The sequence below is a fragment of the Luteolibacter luteus genome (genome assembly GCF_012913485.1).
GTDB lineage: Bacteria > Verrucomicrobiota > Verrucomicrobiia > Verrucomicrobiales > Akkermansiaceae > Haloferula > Haloferula lutea.
Genome location: NZ_CP051774.1, coordinates 382,228 through 403,202, shown reverse-complemented (window position 1 = coordinate 403,202; position 20,975 = coordinate 382,228). Strand labels below are relative to the sequence as shown.

The 20,975-nt window shown below is 60.5% G+C and carries 17 protein-coding genes and 2 tRNA genes; 11 read left to right on the top strand and 8 right to left on the bottom strand.

Features of this window, described 5'->3' with window-relative positions:
- The first annotated feature begins 27 nt into the window (after positions 1-27).
- The 8 genes from HHL09_RS01550 (at position 28) to HHL09_RS01515 (ending at position 11,880) form a co-directional block, all read left to right on the top strand.
- On the top strand, positions 28-1,521 hold the full coding sequence (locus HHL09_RS01550; RefSeq protein WP_169457646.1) for a DUF1501 domain-containing protein: 1,494 nt from the start codon (positions 28-30) through the stop codon (positions 1,519-1,521).
- Positions 1,522-1,899: 378 nt separating this feature from the next.
- Complete coding sequence (locus HHL09_RS01545) at positions 1,900-4,368, top strand: glycoside hydrolase family 127 protein (protein ID WP_169452741.1); 2,469 nt, start codon at positions 1,900-1,902, stop codon at positions 4,366-4,368.
- 52 nt (positions 4,369-4,420) lie between these two features.
- Entirely contained in the window at positions 4,421-5,026 is a 606-nt protein-coding gene (locus HHL09_RS01540) for a hypothetical protein (RefSeq protein WP_169452740.1), read from the top strand.
- Between the two features lie 110 nt (positions 5,027-5,136).
- Positions 5,137-6,492 (top strand): basic secretory protein-like protein, encoded by a 1,356-nt coding sequence (locus tag HHL09_RS01535; protein WP_169452739.1) that lies wholly within the window; start codon positions 5,137-5,139, stop codon positions 6,490-6,492.
- Between the two features lie 136 nt (positions 6,493-6,628).
- On the top strand, positions 6,629-7,741 hold the full coding sequence (locus HHL09_RS01530) for a glycerate kinase (protein WP_169452738.1): 1,113 nt from the start codon (positions 6,629-6,631) through the stop codon (positions 7,739-7,741).
- Between the two features lie 13 nt (positions 7,742-7,754).
- Positions 7,755-8,681, top strand: a complete 927-nt coding sequence (gene fabD, locus HHL09_RS01525) for an ACP S-malonyltransferase (RefSeq protein ID WP_169452737.1) — start codon at positions 7,755-7,757, stop codon at positions 8,679-8,681.
- Positions 8,682-8,772: 91 nt separating this feature from the next.
- Positions 8,773-8,849: transfer RNA gene (locus tag HHL09_RS01520), tRNA-Asp, on the top strand.
- A 232-nt stretch (positions 8,850-9,081) separates the two neighbouring features.
- Positions 9,082-11,880, top strand: a complete 2,799-nt coding sequence (locus HHL09_RS01515) for an ELWxxDGT repeat protein (protein WP_169452736.1) — start codon at positions 9,082-9,084, stop codon at positions 11,878-11,880.
- A 19-nt stretch (positions 11,881-11,899) separates the two neighbouring features.
- Here the strand turns inward: HHL09_RS01515 and xth are convergent, their stop codons facing one another.
- The 6 genes from xth to HHL09_RS01485 form a co-directional block, all read right to left on the bottom strand.
- On the bottom strand, positions 11,900-12,703 hold the full coding sequence (gene xth / locus HHL09_RS01510; protein ID WP_169452735.1) for an exodeoxyribonuclease III: 804 nt from the start codon (positions 12,701-12,703) through the stop codon (positions 11,900-11,902).
- 27 nt (positions 12,704-12,730) lie between these two features.
- A complete protein-coding gene (locus HHL09_RS01505) occupies positions 12,731-13,099 on the bottom strand; it encodes a hypothetical protein (RefSeq protein ID WP_169452734.1) in 369 nt (122 codons plus the stop codon).
- Positions 13,100-13,111: 12 nt separating this feature from the next.
- Complete coding sequence (locus HHL09_RS01500; RefSeq protein ID WP_169452733.1) at positions 13,112-13,810, bottom strand: SDR family NAD(P)-dependent oxidoreductase; 699 nt, start codon at positions 13,808-13,810, stop codon at positions 13,112-13,114.
- Positions 13,811-13,891: 81 nt separating this feature from the next.
- Positions 13,892-14,311, bottom strand: coding sequence for an OsmC family protein (locus HHL09_RS01495; protein ID WP_169452732.1), 420 nt, complete (start codon positions 14,309-14,311; stop codon positions 13,892-13,894).
- A gap of 28 nt (positions 14,312-14,339) precedes the next feature.
- A complete protein-coding gene (locus HHL09_RS01490; RefSeq protein WP_205760956.1) occupies positions 14,340-15,092 on the bottom strand; it encodes a hypothetical protein in 753 nt (250 codons plus the stop codon).
- Between the two features lie 220 nt (positions 15,093-15,312).
- Positions 15,313-16,200 carry a tRNA threonylcarbamoyladenosine dehydratase gene (locus HHL09_RS01485; protein ID WP_205760955.1) on the bottom strand — a complete coding sequence of 296 codons (888 nt, stop codon included), beginning with the start codon at positions 16,198-16,200 and terminating at the stop codon, positions 15,313-15,315.
- Between the two features lie 113 nt (positions 16,201-16,313).
- Between HHL09_RS01485 and HHL09_RS01480 the strand changes: the two genes are divergently transcribed.
- Both HHL09_RS01480 and HHL09_RS01475 read left to right on the top strand, forming a co-directional pair.
- The gene (locus HHL09_RS01480) at positions 16,314-18,473 is read left to right on the top strand and encodes a glycoside hydrolase family 32 protein (protein ID WP_169452731.1); all 2,160 of its coding nucleotides are present in this window, start codon (positions 16,314-16,316) and stop codon (positions 18,471-18,473) included.
- A gap of 230 nt (positions 18,474-18,703) precedes the next feature.
- Positions 18,704-19,033: an HU family DNA-binding protein gene (locus HHL09_RS01475; RefSeq protein WP_169452730.1), complete on the top strand. Its 330-nt coding sequence runs from the start codon at positions 18,704-18,706 to the stop codon at positions 19,031-19,033.
- Positions 19,034-19,110: 77 nt separating this feature from the next.
- On the opposite strand, the gene HHL09_RS01470 is transcribed toward HHL09_RS01475, so the two are convergent.
- Complete coding sequence (locus HHL09_RS01470; RefSeq protein WP_169452729.1) at positions 19,111-19,827, bottom strand: hypothetical protein; 717 nt, start codon at positions 19,825-19,827, stop codon at positions 19,111-19,113.
- A gap of 428 nt (positions 19,828-20,255) precedes the next feature.
- Positions 20,256-20,346: transfer RNA gene (locus HHL09_RS01465), tRNA-Ser, on the bottom strand.
- A gap of 248 nt (positions 20,347-20,594) precedes the next feature.
- On the opposite strand from HHL09_RS01465, the gene HHL09_RS01460 reads away from it, so the two are divergent.
- Positions 20,595-20,912: a hypothetical protein gene (locus tag HHL09_RS01460; RefSeq protein ID WP_169452728.1), complete on the top strand. Its 318-nt coding sequence runs from the start codon at positions 20,595-20,597 to the stop codon at positions 20,910-20,912.
- Positions 20,913-20,975: the final 63 nt, after the last annotated feature.

Here is a 20,975-nt window from a genome sequence, read left to right as displayed (position 1 = left end):
TGTTTTCCTGCAATGAGCCTCGACCCGATGACCTCCAGTCCGACGTCTGACGTCTTCCGATCTTCTGTCTTGGGCCGGAGGCTCGGTGGCAACTTCTGCGGCCGCATTCACCGCCGTGAATTCCTTCACCAGATCGGGGGCGGCTTCACCTCGCTTGCACTCGCCGGGATGCTTTCCCGCGATGGGGCCTTCGCTGCCGAGGCGGGCTATGACAATCCTCTCGCTCCGAAGCAGCCGCTGCTGCCGGCCAAGGCGAAGTCGGTGATCTTCCTCTTCATGTATGGCGGCCCGAGCCACATGGACACCTTCGACTACAAGCCGAAGATGTATCCGCTCGATGGCAAGACCATCCCGATCAAGACCTTCGGTCGCGGCGGCAAGAAGAACGAAGGCCGCGTGGTCGGTCCGAAGTGGAAATTCAAGCAATACGGGCAGTCCGGCAAGTGGGTCTCCGAGCTCTTTCCGAATGTGGGCGAATGCGTGGATGACATCGCGTTTATCCATTCCATGACTGCGGATTCGCCGATCCACGGGTCCGCGATGTTGATGATGAACAGCGGCTCGCTGCTCACCGGGAAGCCTTCGATGGGTTCCTGGGTGAACTACGGCCTCGGCTCTCTGAATGAGAACCTGCCCGGCTACGTGGTGATGCTCGACAAGACCGGTGGCCCGATTTCCGGTGCGAAGAACTGGAGCTCCGGTTTCATGCCCGCGAGCTATCAGGGCGTGGTCTTCCGCTCCCAGGGGAATCCGATCCTGAACTTGGAAAATCGCCCGGGCATGGACCGCGTGCAGCAGCGCTCGCTGCTCGATTTCCTGGGAGACATCAACAAGTCCCACATGAAGGGCCGCGAGCACAACTCCGACCTCGCCGCGCGCATTGCCTCCTACGAGTTGGCCTTCCGCATGCAGGCCACGGCTCCGGAAGCCATCGACGTGGATAACGAGCCGGAGCACGTCAAGAAGCTCTATGGTATGGACGGCTCGCGTACCGATGACTTCGCGCGCAAGTGCATCCTCGCCCGACGTCTCGTCGAGCGCGGCACCCGCTTCATCCAGATCTATTCCGGCGGCGCTCACAACGATGACAACTGGGATGCCCACGGTGACCTGGTGAAGAATCACGAGTTCCACGCGGGCAATACCGACAAGCCGATCGCGGGCCTGTTGAAGGACCTCAAGCAACGCGGCCTGCTCGATGAAACGCTCGTCATCTGGGGCGGCGAGTTCGGCCGCCAGCCCACTGCGGAATACGCGGAAGGCACAGGCCGCGATCATAATGCCTACGGCTTCACGACCTGGATGGCCGGCGGTGGCATCAAGGGTGGCACCAGCTATGGTGAGACGGACGAACTCGGCGGTGAAGCCGTGCGTGACCGTGTGCAGGTGAAGAACCTCCACGCCACCGTACTCCAGCAGATGGGCCTCGATCCGAACCACCTCAGCTATTTCTACGGCGGCCTCGATCAAAAGCTCGTCGGCGTCGAAGGCGCGGACCCGATCAAGGAGATCATTGCCTGATCCGTGGGGCGATGTGGCCGCGGCGCTCGTTCCGCCTTCTGGTGACCGGATGATTCCAGCTCTAGCCGTCCCGGAGGGGCGATCGATGGCAGTTGGTGGTGAAGCGCTGCGAGCTACCGGCTCGGGCGCCACACCCATTCCCGTGGCAGTAGAAAGAGATGATCCGCGCGTGCAGGATGAGCCGGCCAGATACTCTCAACATGCAGAACGAAGTGCTCGCCAAATCCACAATGGCCTACGCTCCGGAGAGGAAGATTAGCCTGCTGCCGATTCGTGCCCCGGAATGGATGCCTGTTATTATTCCACTTTTAAACAGGCAGAACAGGCGGGCCGGTCGACATTAAGACCGCCGCTCCGTGACCCCCAATTTTAATCGCCATGCGCTTTACTCGAATCACCACACTCCTCGCTGCTCCGGCGATTTTCTCCTCCGCGGCGATCGCCGCGGAAGAAAGCCTCCGCGAAGTCCCCTTTGATCGGGTACTGCTTCAGGACGAATTCTGGAGCCCGCGCCTCGATCGCCAGCGCACCGTGCTCGTGCCTTTCGCGTTTGGGAAAACCGAGGAAGCCGTCGCTCATCTCCAGGCCGCGGCCGATGTCCTCGCGGGCAAGCACCTCGACAATCCGCCGGCACCCCATCGCTACAATACTTCCGATCTCTACAAGGTGATGGAAGGGGCCGCCTACCTGCTCAAGTCGAAGCGCGATCCCGGGATCGAAGCGAAGATGGATCATATCACGGATGTGATCGCGGCTTCCCAGAAGCCGGATGGCTACATCTATCCGGCTCACGTGATCGGAAATGGCAGCGCGAAGGACGAGATGGGGGACAAGCCCTACACCTTCGAAGTCCACAGCCACGAGCTCTACAATGTCGGCCATCTCTACGAGGCTGCGGTCGCTTACTATCGCGCCACAGGGAAACGGAAGCTCCTCGATGTCGCGGAGAAAAATGCCCGCCACGTGAACCACGTCTTCTTCGAAGGGGATCCCGCTTACAACGATGGCAAGCCGGTGAACCAAGCGCCCGGTCACCAGGAGATCGAAATGGCCTTGGTGAAAATGTATGAGGTGACGGGCGAGCAGCTCTACCTCGACATGGCCCGGCGCTTTCTGGAAGTCCGCGGCGTGACCTACGTCCCGCACGGGGAGGGCACGATGGCCCCGAGCTACGCGCAGCAACACGCGCCGGTGCTCGAACAGAAAGATCCCGTGGGCCACGCTGTCCGCGCCACCTACATGTATAGCGCGATGGCCGATGTCGGCCGTCTGGAGAAAGATCCGGCCTATGGTAGGGCGCTCGAGACGATCTGGACGAACATGGTCGACAAGCTGATCCACATTACCGGAGGACTTGGTGCCATCCACGGAATCGAAGGCTTCGGTCCTGACTACGAGCTGCCGAATGCGGATGCCTACAACGAGACCTGTGCCGCGGTGGGGAATGTCTTCTTCAATCACCGGCTTTTCCTCAATCAGCGCGATGCCCGCTACCTCGATGTCGCGGAGGTCTCGCTTTTCAACAACGTGTTGGCTGGCGTGAACCTCGAAGGAAATCGCTTCTTTTACGTGAACCCTCTGGAGGCGGATGGCCATCGTCCCTTCAACCAGGGCGTGCCCGGTCGTGCCGAGTGGTTCCACACTGCGTGCTGCCCCACGAACCTCGCTCGCCTCTTGCCACAGGTGGCGGGCATGATCTATGCCGTGGATTCCAGCGATCTCTACGTGGCCCACTATGCCGGTTGCTCCACCGAACTCGAAGTCGGCGGAGCCAAGGTGAAGGTCTCCCAGCGCACCGGCTATCCTTTCAGCGGCAAGGTCGAGCTTACGCTTGGGCCGGATGCCCCAGTGGACTTCGCGTTGCGCCTTCGCATCCCGACTTGGACCGGTGACCGCTTCATGCCGGGGAAACTTTACGGCTTCCTCGATCAGGCTCCGTCCTCGCGCTTCACGGTGACTGTGAATGGCAAGCCGGAGAACGCCACCATGGAGAAGGGCTTCGCTGTGATCCGCCGGACATGGAAGGCGGGCGATCAGGTGAATCTCGAACTCGCCATGCCGGTGCGCTTTGCAGGTTGTGACCCGCGGGTGAAGGCGAACGTCGATCGCCTCGCGGTGACATGCGGCCCTCTCGTCTATTGCGCGGAAGGCGTCGATAACGATGGCGGTGTGCTGAACACCTTTGTCTCAGCCCCGCTGCCCGCCTCTCAGCTGCAGCGTTCGCAACAGGACATCGGCGGCCTCGCGAAAGTCACGGCACTATCCTTTCCCGCGCAGCGCCTCTCTGAAGGCAAGGCCAAGGACGGCACCCTGAAGATGATCCCTTACTACGCTTGGAACAATCGCGGGGCAGGGGAGATGGAGATCTGGTTGCCGCGAAAGAAAGAGATGGCGCAGCCCGGTGCAGAGGACTCGCCCTTCAAGGCTGTGCGCGCCTCCCATACCTTCGAGAAGGATCTCGCCGATGCCATCGGTGACCTGCGCTCGCCGTCCAATTCAAAGGACGGCTCGATCCCGCGTTGGACCAGCTGGAACCAGACCGGAAAGCCGCAGTGGATCGAGGCGGATCTCAAGAAGCCCGGCAAGCTCCGCTCCGTGGGTCTCTACTGGTTTGACGATGGCGGCGGCGTACAGCTTCCCGAATCATGGGAGGTCGAAACGCGCCATGATGGCAAGTGGGAGCCGATGAAGCTCTACGTTACCGATGCCTATCAGCGGGCGAAGGATCAATACAATGTCGTTCACCCTGCCAGCGCGATCCCGGTCGATGGCCTTCGCATCAAGATGACCCCGAAGGGGAATGCCGCCGTCGGGATTCTGGAAATGCGGGTGGAGATGGAGGAATAAATTCCAACCGGCCGCTTGGACAAAAACTCCCGGGACCGCCGCTTTCCCCGCCATGCGAGAACGAACCCTCCCGGCTCTGATCACGCTGCTGATGATCTCGGCAGCCCGCGCCTCCGATCTGGCCACCACCTTCCATTTCAATCACGACCTCAGCAGGGAGGCCAATCCCATGGTCACGGTCTTCGGAGCGGACGCGGAGACACTGCTCCTCGGCAATATCCTCGGGGTGATGATCCTTGTCTTCATTCCGCTGTTTGCCTACTGGCGTTTCTCCGCGACTCCGCTTTCCCCGCCCCTTCCTGAGACCCGGCGTGAGTTTGTCTCCCGCCAGCTCTACGGGCGCTCCTTGAGCAAGCGTGAGTATTTGTCCGCCGTGTTCCTTGGCATTCCCCGTCCCAAGAATCTTCTCCAGGTGCTGCGTTACATGGGGATCGCCGTGACCTGGGCTCTGATCGCGGCCAGCTTCCACGCCACTTTCACGTGGTGGGCCCTCGATTCGTGGGCTTGGCAGGACTACAGGGAATTCCGCGGCCTTTTCAGGGTCGCCGGCTATCCCATCCTGGAACTCCTGTCGGGGCTGACTGCCGCCTTTTTGGCATCCAGATGGTACTGGAACCGGGAATTCGCCTCTTATCTCCGCCATCACAAAACCGCGTGAGCAGGAATGAATCGACGGATTCCACCGCCTCCGGCATCCGATTGGGTCAAACAAACCATCGCGCTAAACCGGTCCCTGTCTTTGTGACGTCCTTTCCGAACCATCCGACCATGAAATCCCGTTATTCACTCGCCACGCTTCTCCTGGCATCCACCGCTGCTTTCGCTGCCGATCCAGCGGTAAAAGTCACCACCGGCCAGAGCGCCACCGACGTGGCCTTCAAGGTCAATGGCATCCCTGCCATCGCGATCAACGACGCTGGCAGCGAGGCTGCTTTCAAGGTGATCTCCGGCAAGGCCGATGACGCCTGTGGCGTGCTGCCCGTGGTCAAGGACGGCAAGCCGCCCGGGGATCAGGACGATCCGGAAGGTAATTTCTTCTTCGCCATCGGCGAGAAGGGCGGCCGCATCACCGCGGACCTCGGCAAGGCGATCGCCATCAAGAACGTGGCGACCTACTCTTGGCACCCGGGAGCCCGTGCATCGCAGCAGTACAAGCTCTATGCGTCCGATGGCAGCGCTGCCGGCTTCAATGCGGAGCCCGCCGCTGACGTCGATCCTGCCACCGTCGGCTGGAAGCTCGTCGCGGAGGTGAACACGTCGGACAAGGCGCCTGGCCAGCAGGCCGCTCTTATCGCCACCGAAAGCGGCGAGCCGCTGGGCAACTACCAGCATCTGCTTTTCGACATCAAGGCGAACGAACAAGCAAACGGGCAGGGGAACACGTTCTTCAGCGAGATCGACATCGTCGATGCCAATGCCGCCGAGCCGGTGCGCTTCGAGAAGAAGGTGGAGACCTTCGTTTCGAAGGATGGCAAGTTCCGCTACATCCTCGACTCCACCGAGAGCCCCGACCTCGCGGATTGGGCGAAGGTCCACCTCATGCCGGTGATGGAGGAATGGTATCCGAAGATCATCGAGATGATCCCGGTGGACGGCTACACCCCGCCGGACACGATCACCTTCACCATGAAGCTCGCCACCGAGCTCCCCGGCCATGCTCAGGGCGTGCCGGCTTACGCCAACGGCAAGAACGTGGTGCTGAATGCGAATTTCATGCGCGACCAACTCGGTGGCGAAGCCGTCGGCTGCGCGATCCACGAGATCGTGCACGTCGTGCAATTCGGAAACCCCGGTGGCTCCACCCGTGGCCGCCGTCCCCCTACATGGGTGACGGAAGGCGTGGCGGACTACATCCGCTGGTTCCTCTTCGAGCCGCAGGCAAAGGGCGCGGAGATCACCAAGGGCAACTTCGCCCGCGCGAACTACGACTCCAGCTACCGGGTGACCGCGAACTTCTATGACTTCGTGATCAAGAAGTATGAGAAGGACCTTATGAAGAAGCTGAACCTCGCCACCCACAAGGGATACAGCGAGGACCTCTGGAAGCAGTGGACCGGCAAGACCGTGCAGGAACTCGACGCCGAGTGGAAGGCCGAGAACAAGGCACGCCTCGGCATCCAGTAAGGCCCCTTTGGAGTGCGGTGGCATGCCGCCGCACTCCGGAATCCTGTGCATCCCCGATAGCCACTGACTGCATTCCTGCCCGAGCTGACACGCATTTCAGCGTTCCCACCCGCATCTCCTGCGCCACACTCGGCGCATGAGAATCCTCCTCGCATGCGACAAGTTCAAGGGCTCCATGGGGGCCGTGGAAGCCTGCGAGGCCATCCGTTCCGGCCTTCCTGTGGAGTGGCAGGCCAGCATCTGCCCCATTGCGGATGGCGGTGAGGGCTTTGTGGACGCCATGCTCGCCGGTAGCGGGGGAGAAAGGGTCATCGCTCATTGCCTCGATCCGCTCGGTCGTCCCGTGGAGGCGAGCTACGGCATTTATCGTAGCCAGCAGGGCGAGACCGTAGCCGTCCTGGAAATGTCCGCCGCCAGCGGCATCTGGCGCGTGCCGGCGGAGGAACGCGATCCCCGCCACTCCAGCACCTACGGGACCGGCGAACTCATGCGCCATGCCATCGAGATTTCCGAGGCCACCCGCCTGCTCGTCGGCATCGGCGGCAGCGCTACCAATGATGGCGGCGCAGGCATGGCCGCCGCCCTTGGCGTGCGTTTTCTCGATGATCAGGGCAGGGACCTGCTGCCGATCCCTGAAGACCTTGTCCGACTTGCCAAGGTCGATGAATCCGGAAAGATCCCGTTGCCGGAAATCATCGTCGCCTGCGACGTCGACAACCCTCTCGTCGGGCCACGCGGTGCTTCCGCGATCTTCGGTCCGCAGAAGGGAGCCACACCGGAGGACGTTGCTTTCCTCGATGCCACCTTGGCCAATCTCGCACGCCTTTCCGATGGCGGCACGGAAGCTGGCACTCCCGGTGCCGGTGCTGCTGGCGGCCTCGGCTTCGGCCTGCTTCGGTTCGCGGGTGCCAAGCTGGAGCCCGGCTTCAATCTCGTCGCGGAAGCTCTCGGCATGGAAGCCCGCATCGCCGAGGCCGATCTCGTGATCACGGGTGAAGGCTCGCTCGATGCCCAGACCCTTGGTGGCAAGGGGCCTGCAGGGGTCGCCGCCATGGCGAAAGCTGCCGGGATTCCGGTCATCGCCGTGGCCGGCCGGGTGGAGGATGCAGCGCGCCCGCTCTTTGATGCCGCCCTTTCCCTGGAGGAGTTCGGCCTGCCCGTCGCGGAGTCCATTGAAAGGGCTCCGGAACTGGTGAGCCGCTTGATATCCAATCATGAGGGCTTGCTCCGCAGCCTCCTCGCCCGCTAGGACAGCGGGCGCAATGAGCGACGTCGTTCTTCTATTCTCCGGACAGGGCGCCCAGAAAGTGGGCATGGGCAAGGATTTCTATGAGGCCTCGGAAACGGCCAAGGCCTTGTTCAAGCGGGCCGATGAAGTCCTCGGCTTCCCGCTTTCTCAGGTTATGTTCGAAGGGCCCGATGAGGAGCTTACCCGTACCTCCCGCTGCCAGCCTGCACTTTACCTCCACGGTCTCGTGGCGCTTGCCCTGCTCAAGGAGCGGGTCGGGGCACTGAATCCCGTGGCCGCTGCCGGTCTCTCGCTGGGAGAGTTCACCGCGCACAGCGCTGCGGGCACCTTTTCCTTTGAAGATGGCCTGAAGGTCGTCTCGCGCCGCGGTCTCTTCATGGAAGAAGCCTGCCAAGCGACGCAGGGCTCCATGGCCGCTCTCATCGGCGGGGAAGAGGATGCCGTGAAGGCTCTCGCCGTCGAATGCGATGTGGATGTGGCGAACTTCAATGCCCCCGGCCAGATCGTCCTCTCCGGCACCGTTGATGGCATCGACAAGGCCGTGGAGAAAGCCCGTGACCATGGCATCCGCCGCGCGATCAAGCTGAACGTGGCCGGTGCCTATCACAGCCGCCTCATGCAATCCGCGCAGGACAAGCTCGCCGCCGAACTCACTGGCGTCTCCATGCAATCGCCTGCAATTCCCGTGGTGTGCAACTACGGCGCTTCCGTAGTTTCGGAGCCCGCGGAGATCCGCAGCATGCTCGAGAAGCAAGTCACGGGCTCCGTTCGCTGGACCGAATCGATCCGTTTGCTCGTTGAGAAGGGTCATCGCACCTTCATCGAGCTTGGCCCCGGCAAGGTTTTGGCCGGGTTGGTCGCAAAAATCGAAAAGGACGCAACGGTGTATTCCATTGAGGATCTGGCGTCTTTGGAGGCCGTCACCGAGCAGCTCGAATAAAAGATACGAAATAGTCAAAAATGGTGTTGCGCTGCGCCGAGCTCCCCAATAGCCTCGGCGCACGCCGCAAGGCGACTCAACTACAGCGAACGGAGCGGTAGTTCAGTTGGTTAGAATGCCGCCCTGTCACGGCGGAGGTCGCGGGTTCGAGTCCCGTCCGCTCCGCCACTCTTTATGAGTGGTAAAAATGGCCGCCCTTCGGGGCGGCTTTTTTGTGCTCGCGTGATCCCTTTTCGGATCGAAGACGGAGAGGATGCGATGAGGTCTGCCAAAGGGTAATAGGAGCTTCGCGACTCAACTGATCCGGCTGGGCCGTTAGGACTGGAAACCTGATTTTTGCTGGCTTCGGCGTGGGAGAAGTCGCTCCTTCATGACGACTCCGTTGTCCGGCCTAGTTATCATGTCCTCGCTGAGCTCCTTTTTCCTGCGGCCTGCCACGATACCCTGCTTGATCCTCACGATCCTTGCGGGAGCCTTTGATGCTTCTGCGCGGGAGTCTTCCTTGGCGCCGCGGTTGATCGACCTGAACCGCCAGCCCGGCGATTTCAGCGCGGACATCGATTGGATCGTCCCGCTCGGCTCGGATCGTTCCGTCTTTCCCATGGCGACCTTGGCCACGGGGAATGAACTGTGGGTGACCGACGGAAGTAAGAAGGGGACGCGCATGCTTGCGGACATCGTGCCGGGATCGCTGGGCTCTTATCCCGATTCACCGATTGCCAGCGGTGCTTCGGTGATGGTCCGCATCACCTTGGCCTCCGGAAGAAACCAGCTGTGGATTACTGACGGAACTTCCTCAGGGACGAAGTTCGCCACGGAGATGCCGGAAGGAGTCGATGGCAATCTCACACCCCTTTCCGGTAATGGTGAAGGTGGCTTCTTCTATTTGCGTGAGGAGTGGTCCTCCGGCAATGGCTACGGCCTATGGTTCACGGACGGTACTCCCGAAGGGACCCGTCCCATCGAACCGGAGGATGAGGCTGGCAGACCTCTGTTGGAGTATGTCCATCAATTCGAGAGCCTGGAGGGGATCTGCTACTTCACCGCGAACGAAGGTGAAGTCTGGCGCAGCGATGGGACGACCGAGGGCACGCGGAAAATCGTCGACATGACTCCGTCCGGCTCGGGCTATGCCACCAGCATCGCGATCTCGAATGGGCGGATCTATGGCTGTGTGAGCGCTGATTTCTCGGACAATCACGTGTGGTCTTGCACCATGGACGGCGGCGATCTGGTGAAGATCACGCCGGGTGACGCCGGGGAGTGGCCCTTCATCATGGACATGGTTCCGACCGCCACCGGGCTCTATATCTCAGCACACGATCTCTTTGGCATGGGCCATCTGTTCTGGAGCGATGGTAGCACCGGTGGAACGCGGGAGATCACGCTGAAGGATCCTTCTGACGGAATGATCTATGGTCCTGCGCTCTATGCTTGGATGGAGATGTGGCAGGGTTCGCTTTATTTCTCCGCCTCAGGGGATGGCGGGGGGCTAGCTCTCTGGGTCACGGATGGCACGGAAGCCGGAACCCGGATGCTGAAGAAGACCTCCAGCGCGGCCGATGCGGTCGGTCCGCAACACATCATGGTGGCGGGCAGGCACGTGTATTTTCTGGTCCTCGGAGGTGATCCGGAGTGGTGGCGCACGGATGGCACCGTGGCTGGCACCCGGCGTGTCGTCCGCATGCGGGGCCATGACCCCTATAGCTACAGCTACCTTGATCAGGCTACCGCCTTGAATGGCGAGCTATGTTTCATCTCCGCGCCTTGGCAGGCTTCAGATAGACTCTGGAGAACCCGTGCTCAAGGTGGCGGGGTCGTGCAGCTCACGAAACCCGGGAAAAGCACGGCTTCTGCTTTCGAGGCAAACTCCGGCACCGAGGAACCAACGCCGTATGCCGAGGTGGACGGGAAGTTGCTCTCTATGGTGAAATTCGGTTATGGCCTCCAAAGCGAGCTTTGGCAGGTCGAGCAGCACCGCACGAAGGTTCCTGGCGTGAAGACGAAGCCGCTGTGGATCTCTCCTCGATATTTGGAGACGGAACAGGCGGATTATATGGATGTCGCAGGCTTCCGCGGAGAAGTGAACGGTAAAGCTCTCTTCACCGTGACCACGTCTTTCACCGGGCGTCACGAGTTGTGGGTGACGGATGGCAGCCGCCGCGGCACCCGCTTGCTTCACGATCATAGCGGATCCCGGAATTGGTTGGACGGCTTTGTGCCCAGTGGCGGAGCGATCTACTATGCGGCGAATGTGGAGGATGATCCTGCTGCCAGCGGCCTATGGCGCACCGATGGCACGCAGGAGGGGACCCTGAGGATCGCGCCTGGCATGATGGTGACCCAGAGCGGGGGAGAGGGGATGGTCGATTTCAAGGGCTTCCTGTATTTCACTCGCGAACAGTCCGATGGCAGTCGCGCCCTGTGGAAGACCGACGGCAGGCCTGAAGGAACCGTCGTGGTGAAGGACGACTGGGGTCTCAATCCGGGTGGGGGTCCCGTGAACCTTACGGTGGTAGGGGATCGTCTTGCGATGGGCGTGAGCATTCCAACCACGGGAATCGAAACGCTTTGGACAAGTGATGGGACTACCGCGGGTACCGTGCAGGTCCAGACGACTTACACCGAGACCACCGTTCATCATGTGGGTCCGGGGTTTGATCTTGGAGGGATTCATATTTTTTCCGGAAGAGGTCGCACTGTTCTTCATGCTGAGGAGTGGTGGCGTAGCGATGGCACGGAAGCCGGGACCTATCCCTTGCTATCAGGCCTTACGACGCCGCACTTGCCTGGCTACGTGCAGCATGCCTCCCAGCTTGGTGCGATTGCGGGCGGCAAACTCTTCTATGCCGGGCATGAGCGGATCGATGGCAACGATGTCTCCGAGTTGTGGGTGACGGATGGCACCGCAGCTGGCACGAAGAAGCTGAAGGAGATCAATCCGGGAAGGAATGGATCCCAGCCCGGAGGATTTCTGGCGGTGGGAGATATGGTGTATTTCTCCGCGTATGATGTAGCCCACGGCTCAGAGCTTTGGCGGAGCGATGGCACGGAGGCTGGCACGGTGCTGGTGGCGGATGTTGAACCGGGGCCGCTCGGCTCTGCTCCGGAGGACTTGAAGGTGGTGAATGGGAAGCTGTATTTCCACGCCGCCCATCCCTCGACGGGCAGGGAGCTGCATGAATTGGAGATCGAATGATCTCCATGGAGTAGAAGTATCACTCCTTCGCCGCCCTCTTCCGCTTCGGCTTCCCGGCTAGCTCGATCCAGGTCGGTGCGTGGTCGCTGGTCTTCTCCCAGCCTCTCACTTCCTTGTCCACGCCTGCCCTTAGCAAACGCGGCGCAAGTTCTTCACTGAGCAGGAAGTGATCGATCCTCAGGCCCGCATTCCGGGCGAAGGAATTCCGGAAGTAATCCCAGAACGTATAGATTCTCTCATCCGGATGCAGGGTGCGGATCGCATCCGTCCATCCTTGCTTGAGCAGCTTCTGGAAAGCCTCGCGCACCTCCGGACGAAATAGCGCATCATCCCGCCAGCTCTCCGGCTTGTAGACGTCCAGATCCGTTGGCATCACATTGTAGTCGCCGGCAAGCACCACGGGCACCTTTTGCTTCAGCAGGCTCTTCGCGTGTTTGATGAAGCGATCGAACCACTTGAGCTTGTAGTCGAACTTCGGCCCCGGCGCGGGATTGCCATTTGGCAAATAGAGGCATCCGATCAGGATCCCATTCACCGCTGCCTCCAGATAGCGGCTATGCGTGTCATCGGGATCACCCGGCAGGCCACGCCGTGTCTCCACCGGCACGGCATCCTTCGCGAGGATCGCCACGCCATTCCAACTTTTCTGGCCTTGCCAGATCGCACCGTAACCCGCGTCCTCGATTGCCGCGACGGGCAGTTTCTCTTCCGGCGATTTCAGCTCCTGCAAGCACACCACATCGGGCTCCGCCTCCTTCAGCCATCGTAGCAGCACAGGCAGCCTGCCGTTCACGCCATTCACGTTGTAGCTTGCGATCTTCATGGTGTGCCGCATCCACGATACACCGGCTCAGCGGATCGCCACCGGATCATGGATGCCGTTGAAGTATTCCACGTCCGACACCGCGCTCCGGCTCACGATGATTGGCAAGGTTCCACCGCTACCATGGATCGACGTGCAGATCAGGAAGGCAGCAGGAGTATCGAAGATCGCCCTCACCGGTGCTTCATCGGGGAAGGGCGGATGGACGATTCCCACCTGCGCCAGAAACTCCCGCTCCTGCGCCCGGTAGCGGACCGCATAGACCTTTACCGGCGTGACCGCCCAGCCTGTCGTCTCAATCAGATCCTCCGCGAGCTCCTGGTGAAGCCGGTGTGCCTCGGAGATCGATGCCGCGCCTGGAAAGAAGAACTCCATGCCATCCCCTATGCAGGCCATGTGCCACCTCCCTCACTCCGGTAGATGCCGCAGTAGCCAGCCGATCAGGCTCCAGCGCTTCGTGACGTAGACGATTCGCTTGCCCGCTTCGATCGCCGAAACGATCTGCTCCGCCGCCTTTCGCGGACTCGCCACCCAGAAGGGTTTGTCCGCCTTCATCATCGGTGTATCCACGAAGCCGGGACGCACATCGGTGACGCGGATCTTTCCGCTCCATTTCCCTGCACGAAGATGGAGGCCTTGCAGGTAGCGCGAGGCGAAGGCTTTGGTCGCCCCGTAGGCAGGTGCTTCACCGGCGCCGCGCAGGGCTGCCACTGATGAGATCCCAACCAAGTGTCCATGACCTTGCTTCTCGAAGATGCTCATTGCAACGCATGCAATCCGCGCGAAACCCATCGCATTTAGCGCGATCGTTTCTTCCTCCAACTCCCACTGCAGCTCCGGATTCAGGTGCCCTGTGCCGGAACTGATCACGACCAGGTCCACCACACCGATTTCCTCCGCCATCTCGGCGAAGATCCCGCTGGCATCCGCGCGGGAGAGGTCCATGGCCCTGACCGAAACCACGTTCGGATCGCCAGTCGCATGGGCCTTCAGCAACTCCAAACGACGGGCTGCGATGCCGAGACGATAGCCTTTCTCGGAGAGGACCTTGGCGAGTTCGAGGCCGATGCCGGATGAGGCACCGAGAATGATGGCGGATTTGGGCATGGGAAGGGGCGGGGTGAATTGCAGCGCAATCTGCATCACTCCACCCCTTCGGCAAGGGCTTCGCAAAGCCCTTCTTTCAAATCATGGCTCCAGCTTCGCTTCCAGGGTGATTGCCGGACGCAAGGCCTTGGATACCGGGCAGCCGGCCTTCGCCTTTCCAGCCAGCTCTTGTAGCATCTCATCGTTTAGTCCGGGCACCTTCGCGCTCAGGCTCAGATGAATCGCCGTGATCTCCAACGCCTTCGGGTCGAAGCTGAGATCGGCCCGCGTCGATAGTGTCTCTGGTGTGAAGCCCGCTTCTCCGAGGAAAAGTGAGACGGCCATGGTGAAGCATCCCGCGTGCGCGGCGGCCAGCAACTCTTCGGGATTGGTTTCTGTTCCATCGCCGAAGCGGGAACGAAAGGAATACGGCGTCTCGGAAAGCACCGCGCTCTGCGTCGTCAGGACGCCGCTTCCGGCTTGGACGGTCCCGCTCCAGCGGGCGGAGGCATGTCGGTTCATGATTGTTGGGAATGTGAGGATAGGCTGCTTACTTAGCCGCGGTGGAGTAGGGGAGGCTCAGGTTTCCTGAGGCCACGGAATAAACCTCGTAAACCCCCAGCATCGGCTTCGCCATGCACGAGGTGTTCACCTGCATGTAACAAGTCACGCCGTCGAATTTGAAGCTGGTCTTGTTCCGGAGATAATAGGCGGGGACCAGTGCTTTGATCGTGTTGCCACGTTCCACCACGGAGTGTCCTGCCGCATCCAAGTACATCGGCATACCGCAATTCGTCGGCGGCAGCACCACGCTCTTGTCCTCCTTCTTGAATTCCTTCACCGCCAGGCCGCCGGGCACGCGATCGTCTTTGGTGAGCAGGGCCCAGTGGGTGTGGTAGATGACCTTGTCGTCATCGTATTTGCCATTCGCATCCTCATCCCAGAGAGGAGTGTCATCGAAGTCCGGATGCGAGGTGATCGCCAGAGCCACAATGCCTTCCGCATTTCCCATTCCGACGTCGGCGGCCTTCAGGGAAGTGGGGAAAACGTAGGCCATCACTGGTGCTCCGTCGAGCTGGCCCGCAGCTTTCGGCACGGTCTTTCCAGCGGGTCCATCCAAATTCATGCTGAAGACCATCAGATCGAGGTCCTTCACATAATCGACGGCCACTGACTTGATCTTGAGGCTCGGCGACTTCGTGAAGGCCGGGTCGTTGTTGATTTTAACCTCGCAGGCGGGAAGGAGTGCCGGAAGCGAGGCGAAGAGGATGCTGGCGAGGGGGGATAAGTATGGTGATTTCATGGAGATGAATCATGGAAGATGAATGATTCATTCCTTTGTTGGGTGAGGCGTATCCCCTGTGACCGGAAAATTTCCGTGGTCCAGATGTCGGGCTCTGCAGGAGAGCACCCTTCGAACGATGGCGACGAGCCTATCGTTACCGCCCGGGGCAACTTTCAAGCCCCAAGCAGTAGAGCCCTTTCCGGGCACGCGCGAAGCTTCTTGCCAAGATGCCTCTGCCTCAATCCTCCGTCGTTTGCTGCTCCCAGTTTCCTGCCAAAAGCTCCAGGATCCGTCCCGCGGCGATCATCCCGAAGACCGCAGTGACATGCGTCGCCGTGCCGTAGCCTGCATCACAACGCAATCCGGACGGGAGATCCTGCGGACGCTCATGGCTCACGCCGCCTTCACAGGTGGGATAAAGCGGCGGCTCTTCCGAGAATACCGCCTCGATCCCGAATTTTTTCACCTTCTCGCCGATCGGTGCTTTGGGAAATCCATGCTCATCCCGCAGCCGCTTCCGGACTGCCATCAGCAGCGCGTCATCGCGAGTCCGTGCCAGATCGGTCACCTTGATCCGGGTGACATCGCGCCGCCCGCCGGCGCCACCGCAGGCCACTACCGGCACGCTGCGCTCACGGCAGCGGGCGAGCAATACGCATTTCGCACGCACCGCATCGATCGCATCGATCACCGCATCGAAGCCGCCTTCCAGGAAGTGGTCCACGTTGCGGTCTGACAAGAATTCCTGCCGCTCGGTCACCACGATCTCCGGCTGGATCGCCCGCAACCGCTGGGCCATGACGCCCACCTTTGGCTTCCCGTAGGTGCCATCCAGCGCATGGATCTGCCGGTTCGTATTCGTCACGCAGAGGTCATCCGCATCGATCATCGTGATTTTCCCGATTCCCGAACGTGCAAGGCATTCCGCCGACCAGCAGCCCACGCCTCCGATGCCTACCACGGCCACATGGGCCCGCCGGAATCTTTCCAGCGCGGGGATTCCGTAGAGGCGGCCGATGCCCGAAAAGCGGTCGAGATAGGGATCTGTCACTGCTGCGGGAGTGATAGGCCGGGCGGGGCGGGCGGGCAAGTCCCTGCGTTTCCTTGTTCTTTGCAGCTTGGCCATCCTGTAAACTCAGCTATTTCCCCTAGGTCGGTCATTCTTCGCCAAGAACGGGGACCCGCCGCGTAGTGGTGGGCGTCCATCGCGACAAAACTCAATCCAACCCCAACCTGCTGATGATGTCTCCTACACGCCTGCTCCGCTCCCCGCTTTTCCTGCTGCTATCCTCCGCACCGCTCCTCATGGCGGCCTCGCCGGATCTCACCATCGCGGACTTCGAAGGCGATAGCTTCGGCGATTGGAAAGTCAGCGGCGATGCCTTCGGCAAGGCACCTGCCCGCGGCGCGCTGCCCGGCCAGATGCCGGTGGACGGTTTCCGCGACCGCGGCCTCGCGAATGGTTTCCATGGTGGCGATGATGCCGAGGGCTCCCTTGTTTCGCCCGAATTCAAGATTGAGCGGAAGTTCATCAATTTCCTCATCGGTGGAGGAAAGTTCCCCGGCGAGACCTGCATCGAGCTGAAAGTGGATGGCAAGACTGTGCGCAGCGCCATGGGCCGCAATGAACACCCCGGCGGCAGCGAGCGCCTGGAGTGGGAAAGCTGGGATGTCTCCGACCTCGCCGGAAAGAACGCCACGCTTCACATCATCGACAAGCGGAAGGGGACCTGGGGGCATCTCACCGTGGACCACCTCGTCCAGAGCGATGCCCCGGCCACGGTGGCGATCGACAAGGAATTCGTCGTTAACCAGCGCTACCTCATCTGGCCGGTGAGCAAGGGCAATGGCGAGCGCCGCCGCTTCTTCGGCACCTTGGATGGCGAGGACAAGCCGCTGTTCTACTCGGACATCGCGCTTTCCAACAATCCTGACTTCTGGGTCTTCACCGATCTCGCGAACTACCAGGGACGTCGTATCAAGATCACCGGCAAGATCCCGGGGAATCTCGCCGCAGCATGGGAAAAGGTCGCGATCAGCGCCACTTATCCGGGTGAAGAAGAGCTCTACAAGGAACCACTACGCCCGCAGTACCACTTCAGCAGCCGCCGCGGCTGGCTGAATGATCCGAACGGCCTTGTGTGGAAGGACGGATCATGGCACCTCTTCTACCAGCACAATCCCTACAACCACGGCTGGGACAACATGCACTGGGGCCACGCCATCAGCCCCGATCTCTTCCACTGGAAGGAAGGCCCGGACGCCCTGATGCCCGACCCGGAAGGCTACATGTATTCCGGCTCCGGCTTCGTGGTTCCGAAGAGCAAGACCAGCCTGCCGATCAAGGGCAGCGAGGCGCTGGTGCTTGCCTACACCTCCGAGGGCACACACAGCTATGTCCCCGGGCTGAAGGCCACCCAGTCCTTGGCCTGGAGCGATGATGGCGGCAAGACCTTCCAGAAATACAAGGGTAACCCGGTGCTCCCTCATCAAGTGGGCGGAAACCGCGACCCGAAGGTCTTCTGGCACGAGCCCTCGAACCACTGGGTCATGCCGCTTTACCTCGATGGCGATGAGTATGGTCTCTACACCTCGAAGGATCTGGTGAAGTGGGACGAAGCCAGCCGCTACCGCATCCCCACCGATGCCGAGTGCCCGGACTTCTTCGAGCTGCCAGTGGAGGGAAATGCCAAGGAGAGCCGTTGGGTCGCCTGGGGCGCGCAGGGCAAGTACATGCTCGGCAGCTTCGACGGTAAGGACTTCAAGGTCGAAAGCGGTCCCCACCAGCACTACTTCGGCGCTGCCTACGCGGGCCAGAGCTATGACAATGCTCCGGACAAGCGCCGCGTCCACATCGGTTGGATGCGTGATACAGGTGCCGGGATCAATGGCGCACCCTTCAATCTGCAGATGACCTTGCCGATCGATTTCACCCTCCGCCGCATCGATGGCAAGCTGCGCCTCTGGAGCGAGCCGAGTGCCGAGGTGACGAAGCTCCGCGCCGACACGAAGGAGTGGAAGGACTTCACGATTTCTCCGGGCGATGCCGATCCGCTTTCCGATTTCAAGGGTGGCCAGTTCGAGATCGAAGCTGTGATCGATGCCAAGTCCGAGTCCTCCGAAATGGGCTTCGTGATCTTCGGCGAGGCTCCGGCGATCTGGAAGAAATCCGACCAGAACTTCAGCGGTGCCGCCGGTGCCCTACAGCCCATGGATGGCAAGCTGAACGTCCGCATCTTTGTCGATACCGTCTCGATGGAAGTCTTCGTGAACGGCACCTACGTCAGCCGCTACATCCGCCAGACCCCGGGGATCAAACCGGCTCGGATCGCGACCGGCGGCGGTGCGGTCCACTTCGACTCCCTGAAAATTCACGCGCTGAAATCCGTGTGGAAGTAAGGGCGGGAAGTCTCCCGTGAATTTTAAAAGCAGGAGCGGGCCGGGAGGTCTGCTCCTGTTTTTTTTATGCGGATGATGCGAGTGAAGCCGCCGCGATCGGATCTTTTTAGTGAACGGGTTTCCGTGAGCGAAACTCATGGGACGGGATGCGCGAGGACGATCTAGCAACGATCTTCGCAATTGGGCTCAGCTCGCTTGACAGCAAGGGCTTAACCGTTCATTCCGCGTCCATGGCTAAGAAGCAAGCTCCCATCAAGGAACGTTATTCCAAGACCCAGATTCTTGATCAAATCGCGGCTGAAACCGGACTGTCCCGCAAGCAGGTGGGAACGGTTCTCGAAAGCCTGAACGAGATCATTGGCGGTCACCTCGACAAGCGCGGGGTGGGTGAGTTCGTCCTTCCTGGCCTGTTGAAGATCTCCACGATCAAGAAGCCGGCCGTGAAGGCTCGCAAGGGCATCAACCCTTTCACCAAGGAAGAGGTCATGTTCAAGGCCAAGCCAGCTTCCGTCGCCGTCAAGGTGCGCCCGCTGAAGGCGCTCAAGGACATGGCGATCTGATTGGACCAGATTGGATTCTTTCCTGTAACCCGGGGTCGCAGCGCGGCTCCGGGTTTTTGTTTTTCAGGACGCAGCGATCAAGATGGCGGTCTTTCGTTAGCCGAGACAAATGCCTGCGTAATAGCCGAGCAGCATCGGCTTCTCGTCCACGCTTCCGGGAGTAGAGCGGAAGAGTTCGGTGAGATGCTCATGTTGTTCACCCCGGAATGGGCTGCCCGACCACACAGCGTTCTCAAGACGTAGCACCAGCTCATTGCCCCGGACTCGGGGGACTTGGCTTTCAGGATGGAGTTCATCCTTTTCTCATACGGGAACCACTGCTCCGGAGCATCGAATCCTTTCAATGCTCGCTCGATCAGGGAATCGTAGTCATCGCCGTATATTCCCAATTCTCCATAATTCAAAAGCAGGCGGTTCCAGCCCTCTGCTCGGAGGATTCGACGGAAACGATCCACATAGCTTTCATCCCGCAACTTCTCCGGCATTACCCGGCCGGGGTTGTTCACCTTGACGGACTCGCCATCAGCTCCATCCCAGCCCGGGGTGGGGCCATCGAAATTGGTAGCTGGGAAGGTTTTTCTGAGAATCGCGATTCCTTCCTCAAATTGCCTGCGGGCCTTGCCCACCTCGCAGGACAGGCAACTGGTGCTCTCGGTACCCCCGATGTCGTCCGTGCGGAAACAGGCCAGCCAAAGCAGCCCCACGTAGTACTTGCTCTCGTAGAGCCACAGCTTCCGGGCACTCGGAGATTCGTCCGTTTGCTCGGCGAGATAAAGAGAAGTGTATTGGCCCATTCACGGAGGAGGGCGCCACCTCAACTGTAGAAAAGCGAGCGGAATCCGAAGGGGATGACCCCGCGTGCCATGCAAGTGTGCGGCTCCGCCGCGGTAGGGTGGCGAGAGAGTCCGCGGCATGGAAACCCGGCGCTTTGCGCAAGGTCCTCATCCCTTCCGGTCCGCCTTGTTAGGGACACACGAGCGTGATTCTCCTCTGCTGTTTTTGGGGAGATCCAGCGTGAAACACGCTGGCGGACCGGGAGGGATTGCCCTCCGGGCCATGCCAGTCAGCGGCTGCGCCGCGGTAGGGTGGTCGCGATTGCTCCCGCCGCATTCAAACCCGGCGCTCCGCGCAAGCTTCTCATCCCTTCCGGTCCGCCTTGTTAGGGGACACACGAGCGTGATTCTCCTCTGTTGTTTTTGGGGAGATCCAGCGTGAAACACGCTGGCGGACCGGGAGGGATTCGAACCCTCGGTACCCTTGTGAGGTACGCACCTTTAGCAAAGGTGTGCTTTCGACCACTCAGCCACCGATCCTCGGAACTTGCGTCGCGCGGAGGTTGAACATAGCGGACGAAGGACGTCAACCATCGCTGAAAGGAAATCTTCATTATCTTCATTCATTTCCCGAAGGCTTGAATGGGGAGGGGAGCCGTGGCGCTATTACTAGCATGCGCATGCTCCTCGTTCCCCTCCTTGCCTTGCTTCTTCCCTCGTGCTCGCTTTTCAAATCGGAGGAGGAAGTTCCGGAGGAATCGAAGACAAAACCGCGCCTCGTCGGGCGGGTGGCGCAGATCCCCTCAGGCGGAGATTTCCTGCTGATCGAATCTTACGGAAACTGGGAGGTGCCGGATGGCGGGCTGCTTTCCGGAGTGGGGACGGAGGGGCGGACCTCGAACCTGGTGGCCACCGGGGAGAAGCTCGGGCAGTACGCCGCAGCGGATATTCGTTCAGGACTGGCGAAAATCGGGGATTCGGTATATTATAGACCAATCGCCGATTCAAACACTTCCCCCGAAGTCGGCAATCCTGTAGAGAATGGGGAGGGCAATTCCAAAATTGAACCAGAAAAACGTCCCGCGGAAGTGCCTGCAAAGCCATGAATTTCAAAATGATCGAACCTAATTCACAATGTTAGGTGAGAAATTTGAAATTTGGTCTTGCTT

What these genes read in the sequence shown, in the direction of transcription:
- HHL09_RS01485 (WP_205760955.1), bottom strand. Translation starts at nt 16,200, where the DNA reads ATGGCCAAGCTGCAAAGAACAAGGAAACGCAGGGACTTGCCCGCCCGC.
- HHL09_RS01550 (WP_169457646.1), top strand. Translation starts at nt 28, where the DNA reads ATGACCTCCAGTCCGACGTCTGACGTCTTCCGATCTTCTGTCTTGGGC.
- HHL09_RS01535 (WP_169452739.1), top strand. Translation starts at nt 5,137, where the DNA reads ATGAAATCCCGTTATTCACTCGCCACGCTTCTCCTGGCATCCACCGCT.
- HHL09_RS01480 (WP_169452731.1), top strand. Translation starts at nt 16,314, where the DNA reads ATGATGTCTCCTACACGCCTGCTCCGCTCCCCGCTTTTCCTGCTGCTA.
- HHL09_RS01540 (WP_169452740.1), top strand. Translation starts at nt 4,421, where the DNA reads ATGCGAGAACGAACCCTCCCGGCTCTGATCACGCTGCTGATGATCTCG.
- xth (WP_169452735.1), bottom strand. Translation starts at nt 12,703, where the DNA reads ATGAAGATCGCAAGCTACAACGTGAATGGCGTGAACGGCAGGCTGCCT.
- HHL09_RS01475 (WP_169452730.1), top strand. Translation starts at nt 18,704, where the DNA reads ATGGCTAAGAAGCAAGCTCCCATCAAGGAACGTTATTCCAAGACCCAG.
- HHL09_RS01490 (WP_205760956.1), bottom strand. Translation starts at nt 15,092, where the DNA reads ATGAAATCACCATACTTATCCCCCCTCGCCAGCATCCTCTTCGCCTCG.
- HHL09_RS01495 (WP_169452732.1), bottom strand. Translation starts at nt 14,311, where the DNA reads ATGAACCGACATGCCTCCGCCCGCTGGAGCGGGACCGTCCAAGCCGGA.
- fabD (WP_169452737.1), top strand. Translation starts at nt 7,755, where the DNA reads ATGAGCGACGTCGTTCTTCTATTCTCCGGACAGGGCGCCCAGAAAGTG.
- HHL09_RS01530 (WP_169452738.1), top strand. Translation starts at nt 6,629, where the DNA reads ATGAGAATCCTCCTCGCATGCGACAAGTTCAAGGGCTCCATGGGGGCC.
- HHL09_RS01500 (WP_169452733.1), bottom strand. Translation starts at nt 13,810, where the DNA reads ATGCCCAAATCCGCCATCATTCTCGGTGCCTCATCCGGCATCGGCCTC.
- HHL09_RS01505 (WP_169452734.1), bottom strand. Translation starts at nt 13,099, where the DNA reads ATGGCCTGCATAGGGGATGGCATGGAGTTCTTCTTTCCAGGCGCGGCA.
- HHL09_RS01515 (WP_169452736.1), top strand. Translation starts at nt 9,082, where the DNA reads ATGTCCTCGCTGAGCTCCTTTTTCCTGCGGCCTGCCACGATACCCTGC.
- HHL09_RS01545 (WP_169452741.1), top strand. Translation starts at nt 1,900, where the DNA reads ATGCGCTTTACTCGAATCACCACACTCCTCGCTGCTCCGGCGATTTTC.
- HHL09_RS01470 (WP_169452729.1), bottom strand. Translation starts at nt 19,827, where the DNA reads ATGGGCCAATACACTTCTCTTTATCTCGCCGAGCAAACGGACGAATCT.